The organism is Vibrio sp. M250220, assembly GCF_036533795.1.
GTDB lineage: Bacteria > Pseudomonadota > Gammaproteobacteria > Enterobacterales > Vibrionaceae > Vibrio.
This window is the reverse complement of the sequence record NZ_JATABI010000008.1, coordinates 23,357-41,107: the sequence shown is the minus strand read 5'-3', so window position 1 is coordinate 41,107 and position 17,751 is coordinate 23,357. Positions and strand designations below refer to the sequence as shown.

The 17,751-nt window shown below is 45.6% G+C and carries 10 protein-coding genes and 4 pseudogenes; 9 read left to right on the top strand and 5 right to left on the bottom strand.

Annotated elements, in window-relative coordinates; all coding sequences use genetic code 11:
• Positions 1-242: 242 nt before the first annotated feature.
• Positions 243-1,163 (top strand): annotated as a pseudogene (locus QTN94_RS05175) (IS5 family transposase).
• Between the two features lie 341 nt (positions 1,164-1,504).
• Here QTN94_RS05175 and yfbR read toward each other — a convergent pair.
• Positions 1,505-2,098, bottom strand: a complete 594-nt coding sequence (gene yfbR, locus QTN94_RS05170) for a 5'-deoxynucleotidase (protein WP_101904108.1) — start codon at positions 2,096-2,098, stop codon at positions 1,505-1,507.
• A gap of 315 nt (positions 2,099-2,413) precedes the next feature.
• On the opposite strand from yfbR, the pseudogene QTN94_RS05165 reads away from it, so the two are divergent.
• Positions 2,414-3,415: pseudogene (locus QTN94_RS05165) on the top strand (anti-phage deoxyguanosine triphosphatase); the annotation flags it as partial.
• Between the two features lie 109 nt (positions 3,416-3,524).
• Here the strand turns inward: QTN94_RS05165 and QTN94_RS05160 are convergent.
• The gene (locus QTN94_RS05160) at positions 3,525-4,133 is read right to left on the bottom strand and encodes a tRNA-uridine aminocarboxypropyltransferase (RefSeq protein ID WP_331427117.1); all 609 of its coding nucleotides are present in this window, start codon (positions 4,131-4,133) and stop codon (positions 3,525-3,527) included.
• Positions 4,134-4,136: 3 nt separating this feature from the next.
• On the opposite strand from QTN94_RS05160, the gene rrtA reads away from it, so the two are divergent.
• Together rrtA and QTN94_RS05150 are read left to right on the top strand one after the other, a co-directional pair.
• On the top strand, positions 4,137-4,700 hold the full coding sequence (gene rrtA / locus QTN94_RS05155; protein WP_331417260.1) for a rhombosortase: 564 nt from the start codon (positions 4,137-4,139) through the stop codon (positions 4,698-4,700).
• Positions 4,701-4,803: 103 nt separating this feature from the next.
• Positions 4,804-6,240 carry a DEAD/DEAH box helicase gene (locus tag QTN94_RS05150; protein ID WP_331417259.1) on the top strand — a complete coding sequence of 479 codons (1,437 nt, stop codon included), beginning with the start codon at positions 4,804-4,806 and terminating at the stop codon, positions 6,238-6,240.
• 103 nt (positions 6,241-6,343) lie between these two features.
• On the opposite strand, the gene sohB is transcribed toward QTN94_RS05150, so the two are convergent.
• The gene (gene sohB, locus QTN94_RS05145; RefSeq protein WP_138970812.1) at positions 6,344-7,405 is read right to left on the bottom strand and encodes a protease SohB; all 1,062 of its coding nucleotides are present in this window, start codon (positions 7,403-7,405) and stop codon (positions 6,344-6,346) included.
• Positions 7,406-7,492: 87 nt separating this feature from the next.
• Between sohB and QTN94_RS05140 the strand changes: the two genes are divergently transcribed.
• The 4 genes and pseudogenes from QTN94_RS05140 to QTN94_RS05125 all read left to right on the top strand — a co-directional run bounded on the left by QTN94_RS05140 (position 7,493) and on the right by QTN94_RS05125 (position 13,563).
• A complete protein-coding gene (locus tag QTN94_RS05140; RefSeq protein ID WP_269376015.1) occupies positions 7,493-8,236 on the top strand; it encodes a YciK family oxidoreductase in 744 nt (247 codons plus the stop codon).
• 144 nt (positions 8,237-8,380) lie between these two features.
• Positions 8,381-9,058, top strand: a pseudogene (gene imuA, locus QTN94_RS05135) (translesion DNA synthesis-associated protein ImuA).
• Positions 9,059-9,060: 2 nt separating this feature from the next.
• A complete protein-coding gene (locus QTN94_RS05130) occupies positions 9,061-10,461 on the top strand; it encodes a Y-family DNA polymerase (protein ID WP_331427116.1) in 1,401 nt (466 codons plus the stop codon).
• Positions 10,462-10,472: 11 nt separating this feature from the next.
• Positions 10,473-13,563, top strand: a pseudogene (locus QTN94_RS05125) (error-prone DNA polymerase).
• Between the two features lie 79 nt (positions 13,564-13,642).
• Here the strand turns inward: QTN94_RS05125 and QTN94_RS05120 are convergent.
• Together QTN94_RS05120 and mlc are read right to left on the bottom strand one after the other, a co-directional pair.
• Positions 13,643-14,590, bottom strand: a complete 948-nt coding sequence (locus QTN94_RS05120) for a chemotaxis protein CheV (RefSeq protein WP_138970807.1) — start codon at positions 14,588-14,590, stop codon at positions 13,643-13,645.
• A gap of 129 nt (positions 14,591-14,719) precedes the next feature.
• Positions 14,720-15,937, bottom strand: a complete 1,218-nt coding sequence (gene mlc, locus QTN94_RS05115) for a sugar metabolism global transcriptional regulator Mlc (RefSeq protein ID WP_331417255.1) — start codon at positions 15,935-15,937, stop codon at positions 14,720-14,722.
• 339 nt (positions 15,938-16,276) lie between these two features.
• On the opposite strand from mlc, the gene pyk reads away from it, so the two are divergent.
• Positions 16,277-17,719: a pyruvate kinase gene (gene pyk / locus QTN94_RS05110; RefSeq protein ID WP_331417254.1), complete on the top strand. Its 1,443-nt coding sequence runs from the start codon at positions 16,277-16,279 to the stop codon at positions 17,717-17,719.
• Positions 17,720-17,751: the final 32 nt, after the last annotated feature.

Here is a 17,751-nt window from a genome sequence, read left to right as displayed (position 1 = left end):
CACAATCTTTCAAGATGCCTTGAACATACCATGTGCCACAAGTTGCACCATTATTAGTACCATCAATTTTTTGTAGTTAATTGATTTGTATCAATTTTCATCATTAAACATTTAGTGATCCCTACCATCTGTGATTTTAGTTGGCTTTTTTGCGTAATTCAGTGGCTTTGTTGCTTAAGTCGTTGGAACTAAATCAAGAAGCTACGATCTGATCGGTTACACCCATCAATCGTCGTAGCCTCATGCCGAAACCTCGTTACAAAACTACTAACTGGAAGCAGTACAATAAAGCCTTAATCAACCGTGGTTCTCTGACCTTTTGGATTGATGAGGAAGCGATAGCCGAGTGGAAGCAAAACAAACAAGACAAGCGAGGTAGACCTCGCCGATTCAGCGACTTAGCCATTACTACCGCTCTGATGGTGAAACGCGTTTTCTCTATGCCATTGAGAGTGCTACAAGGTTTTCTAGACTCCGTATTTAAGCTGGCTAACATCCCGCTTGTTTGTCAGCACTACACCTGTATAAGTCGTCGAGCTAAGGCCGTTGAGGTTTAATTTAAACCCAAAACTCGAGGAGCAATACAACACCTAGCCATTGATGCCACTAGTCTTAAGGTTTATGGTGAGGGGGAATGGAAGGTCAAGAAGCATGGTACTGACGGGAAGCGTAGGGTTTGGCGTAAACTCCATATCGCAGTAGATACCAACACCCACGAAATAGTCGCAGCAGAGCTGAGCTTCTCTAACGTAACCGATGCCGAAGTGCTCCCCAACTTGCTTAAGCAGACACGTCGCACAATCATTGAGATATCAGGCGATGGCGCTTATGACACAAGGAATTGCCATGATGCCATACGGTTCAAGCGTGCTGTTCCACTCATCCCGCCAAGGGAGGGAGCAGCCTTCTGGGAACAAGGCCATCCTCGTAACTTAGCGGTAGGTTGCCAGAAGCTCTACGGTTCCAATAAGAGGTGGAAAAAGCAGTATGGTTATCATAAGCGCTCTCTATCAGAGACTGCAATGTACCGAGTAAAACAGCTGCTAGGTGGAAAATTAAGCCTAAGAAATTACAATGCTCAGGTTGGTGAGACTTACGCTATGATCAAAGCGCTGAACAAGCTTACAGGGCTTGGTATGCCTAAAACTCAGTATGTTGTTTAAGAACCGAACAACATGGGGCTAGCATGTCTTCTCACCGAGTTAAGCAACAAAGCCGCATGACGGAATAAGTAAATTGTTATTTTTTAAATATCTATTCGAAACATATTCAATGGCAACTGAGAACAATACCATTTTTTCATCAAAAGAATAATCTTAAGAGAGCTAATTAGACTTTTATGCCTAAGATGGTACGCCCCACTAGTGCTACCACAGCTACATTAAAAGGTTTTCGTTTCTTAAACTATACGAACCATGAACCAAAGTATTTTCCGACTGATTTGTCTCGCCACAATATTGGCCTAGCTGCACGAATAAATAGAGCGCTTACGTAAATTAGCCCATCAATCAGACATCTCATCAAGACTAACCAAACAGTTGTTCTCAAATAAGTCCATAAAAACTCCTACCTCTGGCATATCATTCTTGAAGTTTTCAATTTTTTTACCCAACCGATCTTTAACTGTCACAAACTCTGGGTTTTGATATTTTAGCTCATCGCAAGCTTTAAAATACGCTGCAATCACATCAGCAGCTTTAACTAACTGTTTATAAATAGGATCTACTTGTTTTTGAACTAAAATTTCTTCAAACAAAGGTTGAAGACGGGTTGGCAGAGATTCTAAACATTTTACTTCCGCCATATCCTCAAGCTTCTTAATCTCTTTAGTAAAGGAAGGTGAACTGTACTTAGTTATGTGATTAATATCTTGTAACTTTGTCTCTGAAACTTCATGATAAAGCGCTATAGTGGCGGCTTTCTCAGGATCAACATTACCGCTACAATACGCATTTTTAACCGTTGCTAGTAAATGAGCAATTACTGCGACCTGATGGCTGTGCTCTGCAACGTTCTCAAGCTTTACTAAGTGCATAGGAGACCAGCGAGCAACAAGGTTCATCCTAAGTATCCATGCTAAAAAGGAACTATCTTTCATAAATATTTACCCACATAATCACTGAGTTGTGCTAATACCAATACCCATCACTATACTCTGTAAATAAATTTCTCTCTACCGAACTAACTGCAAGAATTCATAAGCCGTTATCCTATCACCCAGCCCCAACCGTGAAGCCAGAAGTGATGAGTTTTAGAACATAAATTTCTATCTTCTTACTTTTCTACGAAGTTTATATAGAAAAAAGTGATGTGAACCCATGTTTTAAGCTTCAAAAATACAAATCACTTTTTTTATATAGATCCCTTTATGTATCTATGCCTGTATCAAGTGAGTTGAAATATATTTTCATATATCGATACCCCACCCTACGGGCATGGCGGAGAAGTTGCACTTAACTACATGATGCGCAAACACGGTGGATTCGAAGGCAATGCACAGACATTTCGTATCGTCACTAAACTCGAACCTTACACTGAACATTTCGGTATGAACCTAACTCGTCGAACGCTACTTGGGCTCATCAAGTATCCGGCAATGATCAGTCAAACACGAGCAGTGACCCTCCCAGACAGTGTCTCCCATCAACGCAAACTCCGTGCACGCGACTGGATGCCTGCTAAAGGACTTTATGATTGTGATCGCTCACTGTTTGACTGGTTGCTCGAACCTCTGAGCGAAAAAGACAAACAGCTTTTCAGTACGATGCGCGATGAAAAACTGCCTGATACCGAACACAAAAAGACTCGCTATAAGTCTATCGATTGTTCGATTATGGAGCTGGCCGATGATATCGCCTACGGTGTGCATGATCTTGAAGACGCCTTGGTACTTGGAATGGTCAATCGCCACCAATGGATTGAAGGGGCGGCCAGTCAGTTATCGGAATGTGGTGACCCATGGTTTGAACAACATATCGATTCCATCACCGACATGTTGTTTGCAGGCACTCACTACCAGCGCAAAGATGCGATTGGTGGGATGGTCAACGCGCTATTGACCAGTATATCTATTAAACCAGTTGATGCCTGTTTTGCGTGTGAACTGCTTTCATTCAATGCCTATCTTGAGCCTAAGATGGCTAAGGCTTTAGACATTCTTAAACACTTCGTTAGTGACTACGTTATTCAAGTACCGCATGTACAGGTAGTCGAGTACAAAGGCCAACAGATCATCATGGATATTTTCGAAGCGCTCAGTGCTGATCCTGAGCGATTGTTACCTACTCAAGTTCGTTTGCAGTGGGCAGCAAAACACGACCCGAGTGAAGGATATAGGGTAATCGCCGATTACATTTCATCGATGACAGATGGACATGCCCAGCGCCTGCATCAGCAGCTATTTTCATCACACTAGCAATCGTTGCGCTTTAACAAATCAGGAGCCAAATGGCTCCTGATTCTATTTAGTCAGCCATAAAGGCATCCAACTTTGCAGTCAGTTCCTGTTTTTCTAGGCATTTTAATTAACTCAGATAGTTTTTCTCAAACACCCCCGGTGGCATCTGCTTTATCTGAAACTCTATCATGTGGTTAAAAGCCTCAATCAGTGGCCTAAACTCGTTTTCTGGCTCAAGGAGCGACAAAATATGATAGCCAGCCTCAACAGTCGACAAACTGTTGTCACTTGGCGCTTTGCGGATACGGTAGTTGCCTTGTAGGTCATCAGGTAAACGTATCAAAGGAAGAGAATGCAGATTGGTCGATAACTGCCAAATTTTATAGGCTTTTTTCCATGTACCATCGAGTAAGATAATGCGTATCTTGGTACCTTCAGTCAGCTTCTCAGCGACTTCAGTATGCGCTAACGCCCCTTCTCCTGGATAGAGTACAAAGTGATGACACTGAGCTTCATTCAGCAAAGCATTGAGTTCAGTGTGCTGCGAGAAATCTTCGCCTTCAAAGCAGTAACTGTTGGCCAGCGACAATTTTAATATACGTGCAGTGCCCATAGGTCTGGTCGTCTCGCTGTGATGCTGTAGAATAACCAGCTCAACATTTGATGTTAAGCTTTGTATCCACTTACATATACAAGCTTTGAGTGACTTTCCACATTGAGAACAATATCGGGACATAGTGTGCGCTTATTTCTTCTGTTAATCGCTATAAGTTTAGTGTGCTTGGGTCTGCAATTCGATCCCTTAGCGTCGCAAGTAAATTGGCATCGCTACTGGATTAACCAAGGCCAATGGTGGCGAATCCTAACAGGAAATTTCACTCATACCAACTTTGCTCACCTCACGATGAATCTGGCGGGTCTATGGGTGATTTGTTTCGTTTTTAAGCCAACGGCCAAGAGTTTAGCGCTCATATTGATTGCAACTAGCCTTTGTATTGGTATTCTCAATTTGTTTACCACTATGAATGGCTATGTCGGACTATCAGGCACATTACATGGCATCTTCGCCTATTTCGCCACCTTAGAAGCCCTACAAGAACGTAAAAGCAGTTGGCTATTGGTGGCTGGTGTGATGCTTAAAGTGACGTGGGAACTCACCATGGGAGCCGCCCAGTCAACCAGCGATCTTATCAACGCACCGGTTGCCGTTGAAGCTCACTTATTCGGTGCGCTGTCTGGCTTGGTATTCGCTCTGATGGTCTATTTCATCAAGAGAAAATCCCAACCTCTGACCACTGCGTAATAATTTGGTTGATGTTCATCGTCAAAGGGCTCAGAATGGCGCCCTTTTTCACGCATAACCAATGTGCGTGAATATTACGCATTTATTATACAGAGTACACACTATGGGTTTTACCTCCTTAGGCCTTTCTGCCCCGATTCTCAAAGCAATTGAGGAACAGGGTTACAACAAACCATCTCCAATTCAGGAGCAAGCTATCCCTGCCGTACTTAACGGTCAGGATGTTATGGCAGCAGCGCAGACAGGTACAGGTAAAACAGCCGGTTTCACTCTTCCTATCCTTGAACGCCTAGACAATGGTACACGAGTAAGGGGCAATCATGTCCGTGCGTTAATCTTGACGCCGACTCGTGAGCTGGCTGCACAAGTTCAAGAGAATGTATTCAAGTACAGTCGTTATCAGAAACTGACTTCCACCGTTGTTTTTGGCGGTGTGAAAATTAACCCTCAAATGATGAAGCTTCGTAAAGGTAGCGACATTGTTGTGGCTACGCCAGGACGTCTACTCGACCTTTACCAGCAAAACGCGATTAAGTTTGAGCAGCTTGAAGTTTTAGTTCTTGATGAAGCCGACCGCATGCTTGACATGGGTTTTATCCGCGATATTCGTAAGATCCTAAATTTATTACCAGCAAAACGTCAGAACTTACTGTTTTCGGCCACCTTTTCGCCAGAGATCCGCGAACTAGCAAAGGGATTGGTAAACAATCCAGTCGAGATTTCGGTTAACCCTGAAAACTCGACAGCAGTGACCATTGAGCAAAGCATCTACCCAGCAGACAAGCGCAAAAAAGCACCGATGCTAGTCAAACTGATTAAAGATGGCGACTGGAAACAGGTGCTGGTGTTCTGCCGTACCAAGCATGGTGCGAACCGTTTAGCGCTGTTCCTCAATAATGAGAACATTACAGCAGCCGCTATTCACGGCAACAAAAGCCAAGGCGCACGTACTCGAGCACTGGCTGACTTTAAATCCGGTGATATCCGAGTTTTAGTTGCGACAGATATCGCCGCACGTGGTATCGATATTCCACAGCTGCCACAAGTTGTTAACTTTGAGCTGCCAAATGTCTCCGAAGACTACGTTCATCGTATCGGTCGTACAGGTCGTGCCGGTGAAGTAGGCAAAGCGATCTCTTTAGTAGAAGCGGATGAGGCGGGTGATTTATTTGGTATTGAACGTTTGATTCAACAAGTACTGCCGCGTTTTGAGCTGGAAGGCTTTAAACCGGTTAACGAGTTGCCAGAATCAAAACTAGATACACGCCCTATCAAGGCGAAAAAACCTAAGAAGCCTAAGACTGGCCACCAAGATGGTCAACGCTCGGGAGATAATGCCCGTGGCAATAAGCCAGCAAGCAAAAATAAACGCCATTTCGGTCATAGTAAGCCAAGTGGAGAAAGCAAACCTACTAACGTTAAGCATGGCGAAGGAAAAGCGAAAGGCCGTTCTGGCAGCAGTAAGCCATCAAACGGTAAACCGTCTAACCGACGCCCTAACCGCGCAAAAGCACCTCGCAGTTCTGCATCAAGCCAATAGCAGGCTCATCGTTTAAGGCTAAACGACTCCGTTTAGACCACTGAAGTGAGTTAAAAAAAAGCGCCATTTGAGATAGGCGCTTTGATTCTGCATGATTAGTCATTTAGATGATTGGGCGCTGGCCACGGTCAATCAACTTCATCAGAACGTTGTCAGCCGCCTCTCCGGCAAGACCTGCAAGCTTTGAGGTCAGCTTCTTCTTCTCTACATAATGAATGGCTAGTACGGTTTTGTCCTTGCACGCTTCAACGACAATGTCATCTGACGTTTTAATCTCATCAACCAAACCAAGTTTATAGGCTTGGGTACCAAACCAATGCTCGCCCGTCGCGACTTTATCTAACTCTAATGCAGGACGACGTTCACGGATAAAATCTTTAAAAAGATCATGCGTCTCTTCTAGCTCTTGCTTGAATTTCTCGCGTGCTTTATCTGTGTTTTCTCCAAACATAGTCAGCGTGCGCTTGTATTCGCCGGCCGTCAGTTGCTCATATTCAATATCGTACTTTTTCAGCACTTTATTGAAGTTTGGTAACTGGGCAATCACGCCAATAGAACCGACGATGGCAAATGGTGCTGAAACAATCTTATCGGCGATGCAGGCCATCATATAGCCCCCGCTTGCCGCGACTTTATCAACAGCAATCGTCAAAGGAAGTTTTGCTGCCTTGATACGATCCAGTTGAGACGAAGCAAGGCCGTAGCCATGTACCATGCCACCACCAGACTCTAATCGTAGTAACACTTCATCACCTTCACGGGCTACAGCTAAAATCGCCGTCACTTCCTCACGCAGCGAAGCCACTTCTTTAGCATCAATACTACCTTTAAAATCAAGGACAAACAGATGAGGTTCACGTTTGCTATCCAGTTCACCCTCTTTTGATGCCTTCTTAATCTCTTTTTCGCGTGCTTTATTCTGTTCTTTCTCTTGCTTCTTCTCAGCCTTATCGCGAGCCTTGATGAAAGCGTCGTCATGTAAGTAATGTTCTAGCTGTTCAACGGTATTTTTATGCTGCTCTGTTAAGTTGGTGATTTCGAGTTCACCCTTGGCAGCACCACTTTTTCCGCTCACTGCTTTAGCAATAACCAATATCGCAATCACCGCGACTACAACAGTCACAATCTTGGCCAAAAACAGGCCATAGTCCAACAAAAATTCCAATGTGAGATCCCCAAATGTGCGAATTAGTGTATTGTAACAACCAAGTTATGGATTCATAAAGCAGAACATTACAAAAGGATACACATCGTGGAATATGCTGTTTCTTCAGATGCCCTGAAAGGTAAAGTCATTCTGGTGACTGGCGCAGGTGCCGGCATCGGTAAGCAAGCGGCGCTCTCTTATGCAGAGCACGGCGCTACCGTGATTTTACTTGGTCGTACAGTGAAAAAGCTGGAGCAGACTTACGACGAAATCGAAGCGGCTGGTTATCCTCAACCAGCGATTATCCCGCTTGATATGAAAGGCGCGACTAAACAAAACTACCTCGATATGGTTGATACCATTGAGGGTCAGTTTGGTCGTTTAGACGGTGTTTTGCACAATGCCAGCTTACTCGGTGTCATTAGCCCATTTGATCAGATCGGTGAAGACACTTACGACGATATCATGCAGGTTAACGTTAAAGCGCAATTTCTGATGACTCAAGCTGTGCTGCCTCTACTGCATAAATCGCCAGATGCTCGCATCATTTTTACCTCATCAACGGTTGGTCATAGTGGCCGTGCATTCTGGGGAACTTATGCGATGTCCAAGTTTGCGACTGAGGGGATGATGCAGATCCTTGCTGACGAATTGAGCGAAAGCAACATTCGTGTCAACGCCATCAATCCAGGTGCGACTCGAACAGGCATGCGTGCTAAAGCTTATCCTGCTGAAGATGCAGATTTGCTAAAAACACCTCTCGATATTATGCCGCTCTATCTGTACCTGATGTCAGCAGAGAGCAAGTCAGTAAACGGTGAGTGTATCGACGCACAACCAAAACGATAAACGTAAAAAACTATTTTACATTGCAATCAACGCCTTGTGGTCTGTTTCTAATCGCACAAGGCGTTTTTTTATCCATTTAAATCTCTCTCCTCTTGCCGTTCATACTCAATAAATTATACTGTACATATATACAGGTAAATTATTATGTATGAATTAATCGAGCATCTGAAGAAAAAACAGTGGCTTTGGTCAGGAATCCAAACACCTGAACACCACGATTACTACTCAACAGGCTATGAACTCTTGGATCAAAAGCTCGAAGGTGGCTTTCCAAAATATGGCGTCGTCGAGTTACAAAGTGAGACCAGCATTGGTGAATTACGCCTAGTGCTGCCACACCTGAAAAACACCAGCCAAGATCGATTATCTGTCTTCATTCAAGCACCGGGTTACTTATGTGCTGAGCAGCTTCATCATTTGGGCTTAGACACGAATAAAGTCCTGATGATCTCCCCTCGCAACCCGCACCAAGCATTGTGGGCGGCTGAACAGTGCCTGCGCAGTGGCGCGTGTAGCAATGTGTTGCTTTGGCATCCTGAGCTTGAAGTTCACCAAGCCAGACGACTGCAAGTCGCAAGTGAACGTGGCAACTGCCTGCACTTCGTCTTTAAAAGCGTAGCAAAAAGTCTCTTTTCTCTACCTGTCAGCTTAAGTATGACATTGCTGCCCCACCCGCTTGGTATTGAAGTGACCATCACTAAACGCAAAGGAGGCTGACCACAGGGCAGTTTCGTCATCGATATGAGTGCAAGTTGGCCAAGTTTAACCCTGCAACCTAAAGCACCCGTCGTTATCCCATTCCCGATCCGTCAACAAGGCTAACTATGCAAAGTTGGATCTACCTTCATTTCCCAACCTTGCAGCTGGATGCATTATTTGCAGAAAACAGCGCATCACCACTGGCGATTGTTGAATCAAGCTATTTTAAAGTGGTGCAATGTAACCAAGCGGCTCTCGACGAAGGTATTCAGCTAGGTATGGGGTTGGGCAGTGCCAGTGCTTTGTGCCAGAAGCTACAAGTTCACCCCTACGATCCGAAAATCGAACAGCAAACGTTGCTCAATATTGCCCAATGGCTTTATATGGTCACGTCTGATATTTGCTTATTTCCTCCGCAAGGCGTGTTATTGAAAGTCACGGATATGCTGTCACTCTACGGAGGGTTGAACGCCTATTGGCAACGGGTCTCTCACCATCTTGAAAAGTTACAGCTTAACTATCTGTACTCGATCGGATTCTCGCCATTCTCGGCCATGCTGTTAGCCAAATCAGGTGTCGCACTACTGACGCTCGATAAAGAGAAAATTATCTCGGCGATGGCCCCTTTTCCGCTCTTTGCTACTGAATTAGAGCACAAGCAAGTTGAAAAACTGCAACGAGTTGGAGTGACGACCCTTGAGCAGCTTCTCGCCTTACCGATGCAAGAGGTCGCTCGTCGTTTTGATATTGATCTCGTCAACTACGTAGGACGTCTGATGGGGCAATTCAAACATCCTGTCACGTTTTATCACCCCCCTGAACATTTTGAATGCTATCAAGAACTTCTGTTCGACATCGAAAATGTCCAATGGCTAGAAAAACCTTTAACCAAACTACTCGATAAACTCGAATGCTTCCTGACGCTACGCAATCAAGTGGGCTACGAGCTGGCACTGCGATTACATCAACGCGATAAAGAAGAGTGCACAGTCAGCTTTTATTCCGCTAGTGGGGATTATCTCACCACACGATGGCTGACTCTTTGTCGCCTAACAATGGAGTCAATCAAACTGGAGGCTCCGGTTCAAGGATTAACCTTGCGTCTCATTCGCGCCGGAGAGCTTGAATCCACCAGCGCCGATCTCTTTAACGGCGTGCAAGGCGAACAGACCGAACTGGAACTGATTGGTCTTCTGCAAGCGAAGCTAGGTAATGAACACGTGCGTAAAGTCGCTCACAGCCATGATCCTCGTCCTGAAAAGGCGACCTTTCTCTGTGACCCAACTCTACCAATCCCTATACGTCATATCAGTTATCGCTTACGTCCGAGTTTATTGTTATATAAACCCGAGCCATTAATGGAAAAGATTGCCATTATTCAAGGTCCTGAACGTCTCGTTGCTGGCTGGTGGGATGGCGATGATATGACCCGTGATTACTTCGTTGCTCGCAGTCACGCAGGACGTTGGCTATGGGTATTTCGTAATCAGGATCACCAGTGGTTCGTCCACGGGATGTTTAGCTGACGAGTGTTGATATGGCTTACGCTGAACTGTTTTGTCAAAGTAACTTCTCTTTTCTTAGCGGCGCTTCGCATGCTGAAGAGTTGATCTTACAAGCGGACTTTCTTCGCTATCACTCGCTGGCTATCACTGACGAGTGCTCTGTTGCGGGAGTCGTCCGAGCTTATAGCGCCAGCCAACAGCATAATCTTAATATTAAGCTGATTATAGGCAGCATGTTCTGGCTCAATGACGACTGTCAGGTCGTTCTGTTATGCCCCAACAGAGAGGCCTATGCTGAGCTTTGTCGGATTATCACCAATGCTAGGAGACGTTCTGAAAAAGGCAGCTATCAGCTGTCAGAATGGGATTTGATGTCGGCTAAGCGTTGCTTACTCATCTGGCTTCCTTGTCATAGAACCACTGACAATAAGTGGGGACATTGGCTCACTCAGCATCACCGACATCGACTTTGGGTTGGCGTACAGCGTCATCTTAAATCCGATGACAAACAATACCTAGAACACTGTCAGCAACTCGCCACTCACCATCAATTACCCATTACCGCTTGTGGTGGCGTATTAATGCATACCGCGACTCGTTTACCACTGCAACACACTCTGACTGCAATAAAGCACGGTTGTAGCGTGAGTGAATTAGGTGAGCAGCGATTAACAAACACCGAACGAACGCTACGCAGTCAGGAAAAGCTCACTAAGTTGTTTAAAGCTGAATGGTTGCAAGAAAGTATAGCGGTTGCCAACCGCTGTACCTTCAGTTTAGGAGAGCTTCAATACGAATATCCAAGCGAGCTGGTCCCTGATGGACACACGCCGATGAGTTACCTAACCAAGTTAGTTGAACATGGTAAAAAGCTGCGCTTTCCAGATGGTGTTCCAAGTGATATCGAAACGACGATTAATAAAGAGCTCGCACTGATCGACGAGCTTAATTATCCATTCTATTTTTTGACCATTCATGACATCGTCATGTTCGCCAAAAACAACCATATCCTCTATCAGGGTCGGGGTTCAGCCGCCAACTCAGTCGTCTGTTACTGCTTAGAGATTACCTCTGTGGATCCCAGAAAAATCTCCGTCCTGTTCGAACGGTTCATCAGCCGTGAACGCGATGAGCCACCGGATATTGATGTCGATTTTGAGCATGAACGACGCGAAGAAGTCATCCAGTATATTTATCAAAAATATGGTCGCGAACGTGCCGCACTCGCCGCCACGGTCATTTCGTACCGTTTCAAAAGCGCCGTGCGTGATGTAGGTAAAGCGTTGGGAATCGAAGAGAGTCAGTTGGATTACTTTATCAAAAATATCAATCGCCGCGACCGAGCTCAGGGATGGCAAGCTCAGATAGTGGAGCTTGGTCTTCAACCAGACTCGCTAAAGGGAGAACAGTTCATCTCGTTGGTGAATGATATTCTTGGTTTTCCACGTCATCTCTCGCAACATGTGGGCGGTTTTATTATTGCCGCAGGGCCGCTATATGAGCTCGTCCCAGTAGAAAACGCATCGATGGTAGACAGAACCGTTATTCAATGGGATAAGGATGATCTAGAGTCACTGAAACTGTTGAAAGTAGACGTATTAGCCCTAGGAATGCTGACTGCGATTCGTAAATGCTTTGACCTCATTGAACGTCTCCACCACCGTACACTCACCATCGCGGAAATCACCCGGCGTCAGGATGATAGCCAGGTCTACCGCATGATTCAGAAAGCCGATACTGTCGGTGTGTTTCAAATCGAATCTCGGGCACAAATGAGCATGCTACCACGCTTAAAACCCGCCTGCTATTACGATCTCGTCATCCATTACGATCTCGTCATCCAGATTGCCATTGTTCGTCCTGGCCCGATTCAAGGTGACATGGTTCATCCCTACCTAAAACGCAGAAATGGCGAAGAAAGTGTCGAGTACCCATCACAAGAGGTGCGCAGCGTACTCGAGAGGACTCTCGGTGTGCCTATTTTTCAGGAACAAGTGATTAAAATTGCCATGGTGGCTGCGGGCTTCAGTGGGGGGGGAAGCGGATCAACTTCGCCGTGCTATGGCCGCGTGGAAAAAGAGTGGTGACTTAGTCAAATTCAAAACCAAGCTGATAGAAGGCATGCTCGCCAGAGGCTATGAGATTAAGTTTGCTGAACGCATCTTCGCCCAGATACTTGGATTTGGTGAATACGGCTTTCCAGAAAGTCACTCAGCCTCTTTTGCAGTACTTGCTTATTGCTCGGCATGGCTCAAGCATTACTACCCTGAGGCTTTTTATACATCGCTTCTCAATAGCCTGCCGATGGGTTTTTATAGTGCCTCACAACTCGTACAAGACGCTCGTCGCCATGGTGTTCATATTTTGCCAGTCTGTGTGAATGCCTCACAATACGATCACCACGTCGTTTGTGAACAGGGGAAGTGGGCGATTCGGCTTGGACTCAGACAAATCAAAGGCTTCAGCACTCAGAGTGCTAAACAATTGCTCCATGCCAGAGCCGAAACGAGATTTACTCATATCAATCAACTTAAACATATTGGTCTCAACCAACGTGATCTTGAGCTGCTAGCGTCCGCCAACGCCATGCATAGTCTAAGTAATAATCGCTATCAGACCCGCTGGGCAATGATGGACACTCTCTCTGAGCTCCCTCTATTTCAGCATATGCAAGAAGCTGAATTCCCCACTGTGAATGTACCTTCCGAAAGTCAAACTATCCTTGAAGATTATGCCGCGACTGGGCTATCTCTTGCCAAGCATCCTATCACTCTATTGGATGAAAGCGGTGTTCTCGGTCGCTTTACTCGTATGCGTGATTTGGCACAGAAAGCACATCAGTCTTTAGTCACGGTGACAGGTGTCGTAACGGGGAAACAGTCACCTGGCACCGCCGCAGGAGTGACGTTTTTCACGCTCGAAGATGATACAGGCAACATCAATGTCGTGGTTTGGAAAGCAACCTCACGGGCCCAAAAAGCCGCCTATTTGACCGCAAAGATCTTGCAGGTGAAAGGGATTCTAGAGAAAGAAGGGGATGTTCATCATGTTATTGCCGGCCGTTTGATCGATATGACCGATAAGCTGCAAGATTTACGCAGTAAATCGCGGGACTTTCACTAAATTCAACGATGTAAGCCCATTATAAATTAAGCAAAAAGGGAGCAATGCTCCCTTTAATCAATACAGATATCGATAATCTCTATTTATTCAATACATCGCGCAGACGATCTTGCGCCACTTGAACCAATAAGTCTGGCTGGAACTTAGAAATAAAACGGTCACAGCCTACCTTTTTCACCATGGCATCATTAAAACTGCCACTGAGAGAAGTATTGAGTGTGACAAAAAGATCTTTCATTCGGGGATCACTACGAACTTCATGAGTCAGCTTATAGCCATCCATTTCTGGCATTTCGGCATCTGTGATCATCAACAGCAGATCTTCAACGACGTTCTTACCTTCGTCGCACCACGACTTAAGTAAATTGAGCGCTTCTAAGCCATCGCGACATTCAATAATATTCAGGCCAAGCTGTGACAAAGTACCACGTACTTGAGTACGTGCTGTCGAAGAATCATCAACAATCAGAACGTTACGACCAACCATCTCGGTCACCAAATCGTGATCAAGAACCCCTTCCGAGATAGAAATGTCATAGTCAATAATCTCAGCCAGCACCTTCTCGACATCGATGATTTCAACGATATCTAGATTGTCACCACCTTTAACATGCGTGATCGCCGTTAAGTAGTTTGCTCGTCCTGCGGTTTTTGGCGGAGGCTGAATTTCCGTCCATGCGGTATTAACGATGTTGCGCACCTGACCAACCAGAAACCCTTGTATGGTTCGGTTATATTCCGTGATGATCAGATTTTCTTCTTGATTCTCTAGACGAGATGGAGGAAAACCAATTGCGGCACGCAAATCAATAACAGGAACGGATACACCACGAAGAGAAGCAACGCCGGTGATATGGTGATGCGAACCGGGCATTTTGGTCAACGGTGGAACCTTGATCACTTCACGTACTTTGAATACGTTGATGGCGAAAACCTGCCTGCTATTCAAGCTAAACAACAGAAGCTCTAGGCGGTTTTCACCCACTAGATTAGTTCGCTGATCAACGGTATTTAAAACTCCAGACATACTACTTCTCGACCGATGTGTATATAACAAAAGTAGTCTATAGCAAGACTAACATAAAAATAAACCCATATATCATTCAAGATTATATGGGTTTACTAGAAAGATAAAGGAACTACAGCTCAGAAACTACTATCCTTCGATAACCTTCATCAACAATAGACCATCATAAAGAGCTTGCTTGATTAATGCCGCTCCAGGCATCGTCGCCTGCTTATAGAAACGTGACTCTACCAGCTCTAAGTCTTGGTGATACACGGGTAAGCTTTGCTCTTCAATACAAGTTTGAATCGCAGGGTAAAGTACTTCTTTCGCTTGGTTAATCACCCCACCAATCAACACCTTTTCTGGGTTGAAGAGGTTAATCACAATTGCAATCGCAGAGCCAAGGTAACGGCCAAGTTTTTCAATCACATCAACAGCGAGCGGGTCGCCATTTTCAGCCGCTTCACAGATATCTTCTACGGTGATCTCTTCTATTTCCGACAGGGAAGAAGCTTCGCCCTGAGCGATACGCTGGGTCACCTCCCCCCTAATTGCCTGAGAACTGGCAACCGTTTCTAGACACCCACGGTTTCCACAATGACATAACTTGCCATTGGGATCGATTTGGATATGACCGAGTTCACCAATATTGCCATGACGCCCTTGCAGTACGCGTCCATCCAGCACAATCCCCGCACCTAAGCCGTGGTGAATTGAGATCAGAACCGAATTCTCATTATCTTGCGAATGACCGAACAGCTTTTCAGCTAAAGCCCATGCGCGCGTATCGTTGGCAATAAATACTGGCAACCCCGTCGCCTTATATATTTCTGGCCCTAACGGCAGATTCTCAACATTGTAGTGCGGCATCTGCAACACTATCCCCTGCTCAGAGTTAACGAGACCTGGCAAAGTAATCGCGATACTGGTTACGCGATCTAACTGCTCTGAGTAGGTTTGAAAAAACTCATCAATTTCATGAAGTAAGCGAGCGAGAACATCATCTTGGTCCACTTCATGGATATCGATTTTGGTGTCGATTAGAACGCCCCCACCCAGCTCATGCAAAGCGATTGTTAAGTAGCCACGTCCAAGACGCATAGATAGGAACTGCCAACCTTCATTGTTGACTTGCAAACCAACAGCAGGACGCCCACGACTGGTCGCTTCTTGAACCGTGGTTTCATGAATAAGATGTACTTCGATGAGCTCTCGGGTGATTTTGGTAATGCTAGCTGGCGCCAGCTCACTCTGTTTGGAGAGGTCAATCCGCGAAATAGGTCCTTTTTGATCAATAAGTTTATATACGCGGCCAGCATTGACCTGCTTGATATGATCAATATGGCCGGGTTGAGCCATGTACATAGAGTGCTCCAAATATCAACAACTCGACAATTTTTTTACTTTGCGAAGTAATTGTGAAGAGCTTTGATAGATTGCCGTGACAAGTGTCACGTATAAACATGATTCTTTGTGTTCCTAATCAAATAGCGAAGGATTTATCACAAATCGATTCGCATTTTTTTGCGTTAATAAATATCTCTTCAATCACCTTTTCACAGACCGACATCGAATTGTAATGTGATTTATTAGCACAGATTTTACTCAGGTATATACTTATAGCTAACCTGACGTAAGTACGGAAAAAAGCACAGGTGCCGCACGTTAACGAGTACGCGGCAAAGTCAAACCAAGGAGATCCGAATGACTGCAATCCAAAGAAGAACAAAAATTGTCTCTACTCTAGGACCTTCTACCGATCAACCCGGCATGCTGGAAGCAATTATCGAAGCTGGGGTCAATGTAGTACGGATGAACTTCTCGCACGGAACCGCAGACGATCATCGTGAGCGAGCAACACGAGTTCGTAACATCGCTGCAAAACTGGGCACTCATGTCGCAATTCTGGGAGACCTTCAAGGCCCAAAAATTCGTGTATCCACATTTAAAGAAGGCAAAATCACCCTCTCTATCGGCGATATTTTCACTCTCGACAGCGCCTTACCTCCGGGTGAAGGCAATAAGGATGCAGTCGGTCTTGACTATAAAGAACTACCAAACGATGTCTCGACAGGCGACATTCTACTGCTTGACGATGGCCGTGTTCAGCTACAGGTCATTGCTGTTAGCGGTACAGAAGTCCGTACCAAAGTTATTATTGGTGGCCCGCTATCAAACAACAAAGGGATAAACAAAAAAGGCGGTGGTCTCTCTGCTGAAGCGCTCACAGAGAAGGACAAGAAAGATATCAAGCTCGCAGCCGAAATTAACGTTGACTACCTTGCGGTTTCATTTCCTCGCAACGGGGAAGATATGAAGTATGCCCGCAGACTCGCGACCGATGCAGGGCTACAAACTCGTCTCGTCGCCAAAGTGGAACGTGCCGAAACAGTAGAGAGTGAAGCTAACATTGACGACATCATCATTGCTTCGGATGCGGTGATGGTTGCGCGTGGTGATTTAGGGGTCGAAATTGGAGACCCTGAGCTTGTGGGTGTTCAAAAACAACTTATCCGCAGAGCTCGAGCACTCAACCGAACCGTTATCACGGCGACGCAGATGATGGAGTCGATGATGGAAAACCCAATGCCGACTCGTGCCGAAGTAATGGACGTAGCCAATGCGGTCTTAGACGGCACCGATGCCGTTATGTTGTCAGGTGAAACCGCTGCGGGCAAATACCCACTAGAAACCGTTCGCTCGATGGCAGAAGTCTGTTTAGGGGCAGAGAAAATGTCCGCTGTAAACCGTTCTAGCTACCGAATGGAGTCCGTATTTGAGACAGGTGAAGAGACGATTGCAATGTCAACAATGTTTGCAGCAAACCACATGCGTGGAATCAAAGGCATTGTGACACTGACTGAATCCGGTCGTACCGCGCTTATGATGTCTCGCTTGAGCTCGGGGCTACCAATCTTCGCTCTCTCACGCAATGAAAGTACGCTTAATTTATCGGCGCTTTATCGCGGCGTATTCCCTGTCTTCTTTGATGATAAGTCAGCGACGGGGCTCGCCACGGCCGAAGCCGCTGTCGCCACCTTGAAGCAACGTGGATTATTAGACGATGGTGACCTAGTGATTATTACTCAGGGGGATGTGATGGACGTAGTTGGTTCAACCAACTGTATGCGTATCTTAGCTGCATAACAAGTCAACACTCTGCAACCGTTAAGGGAGCG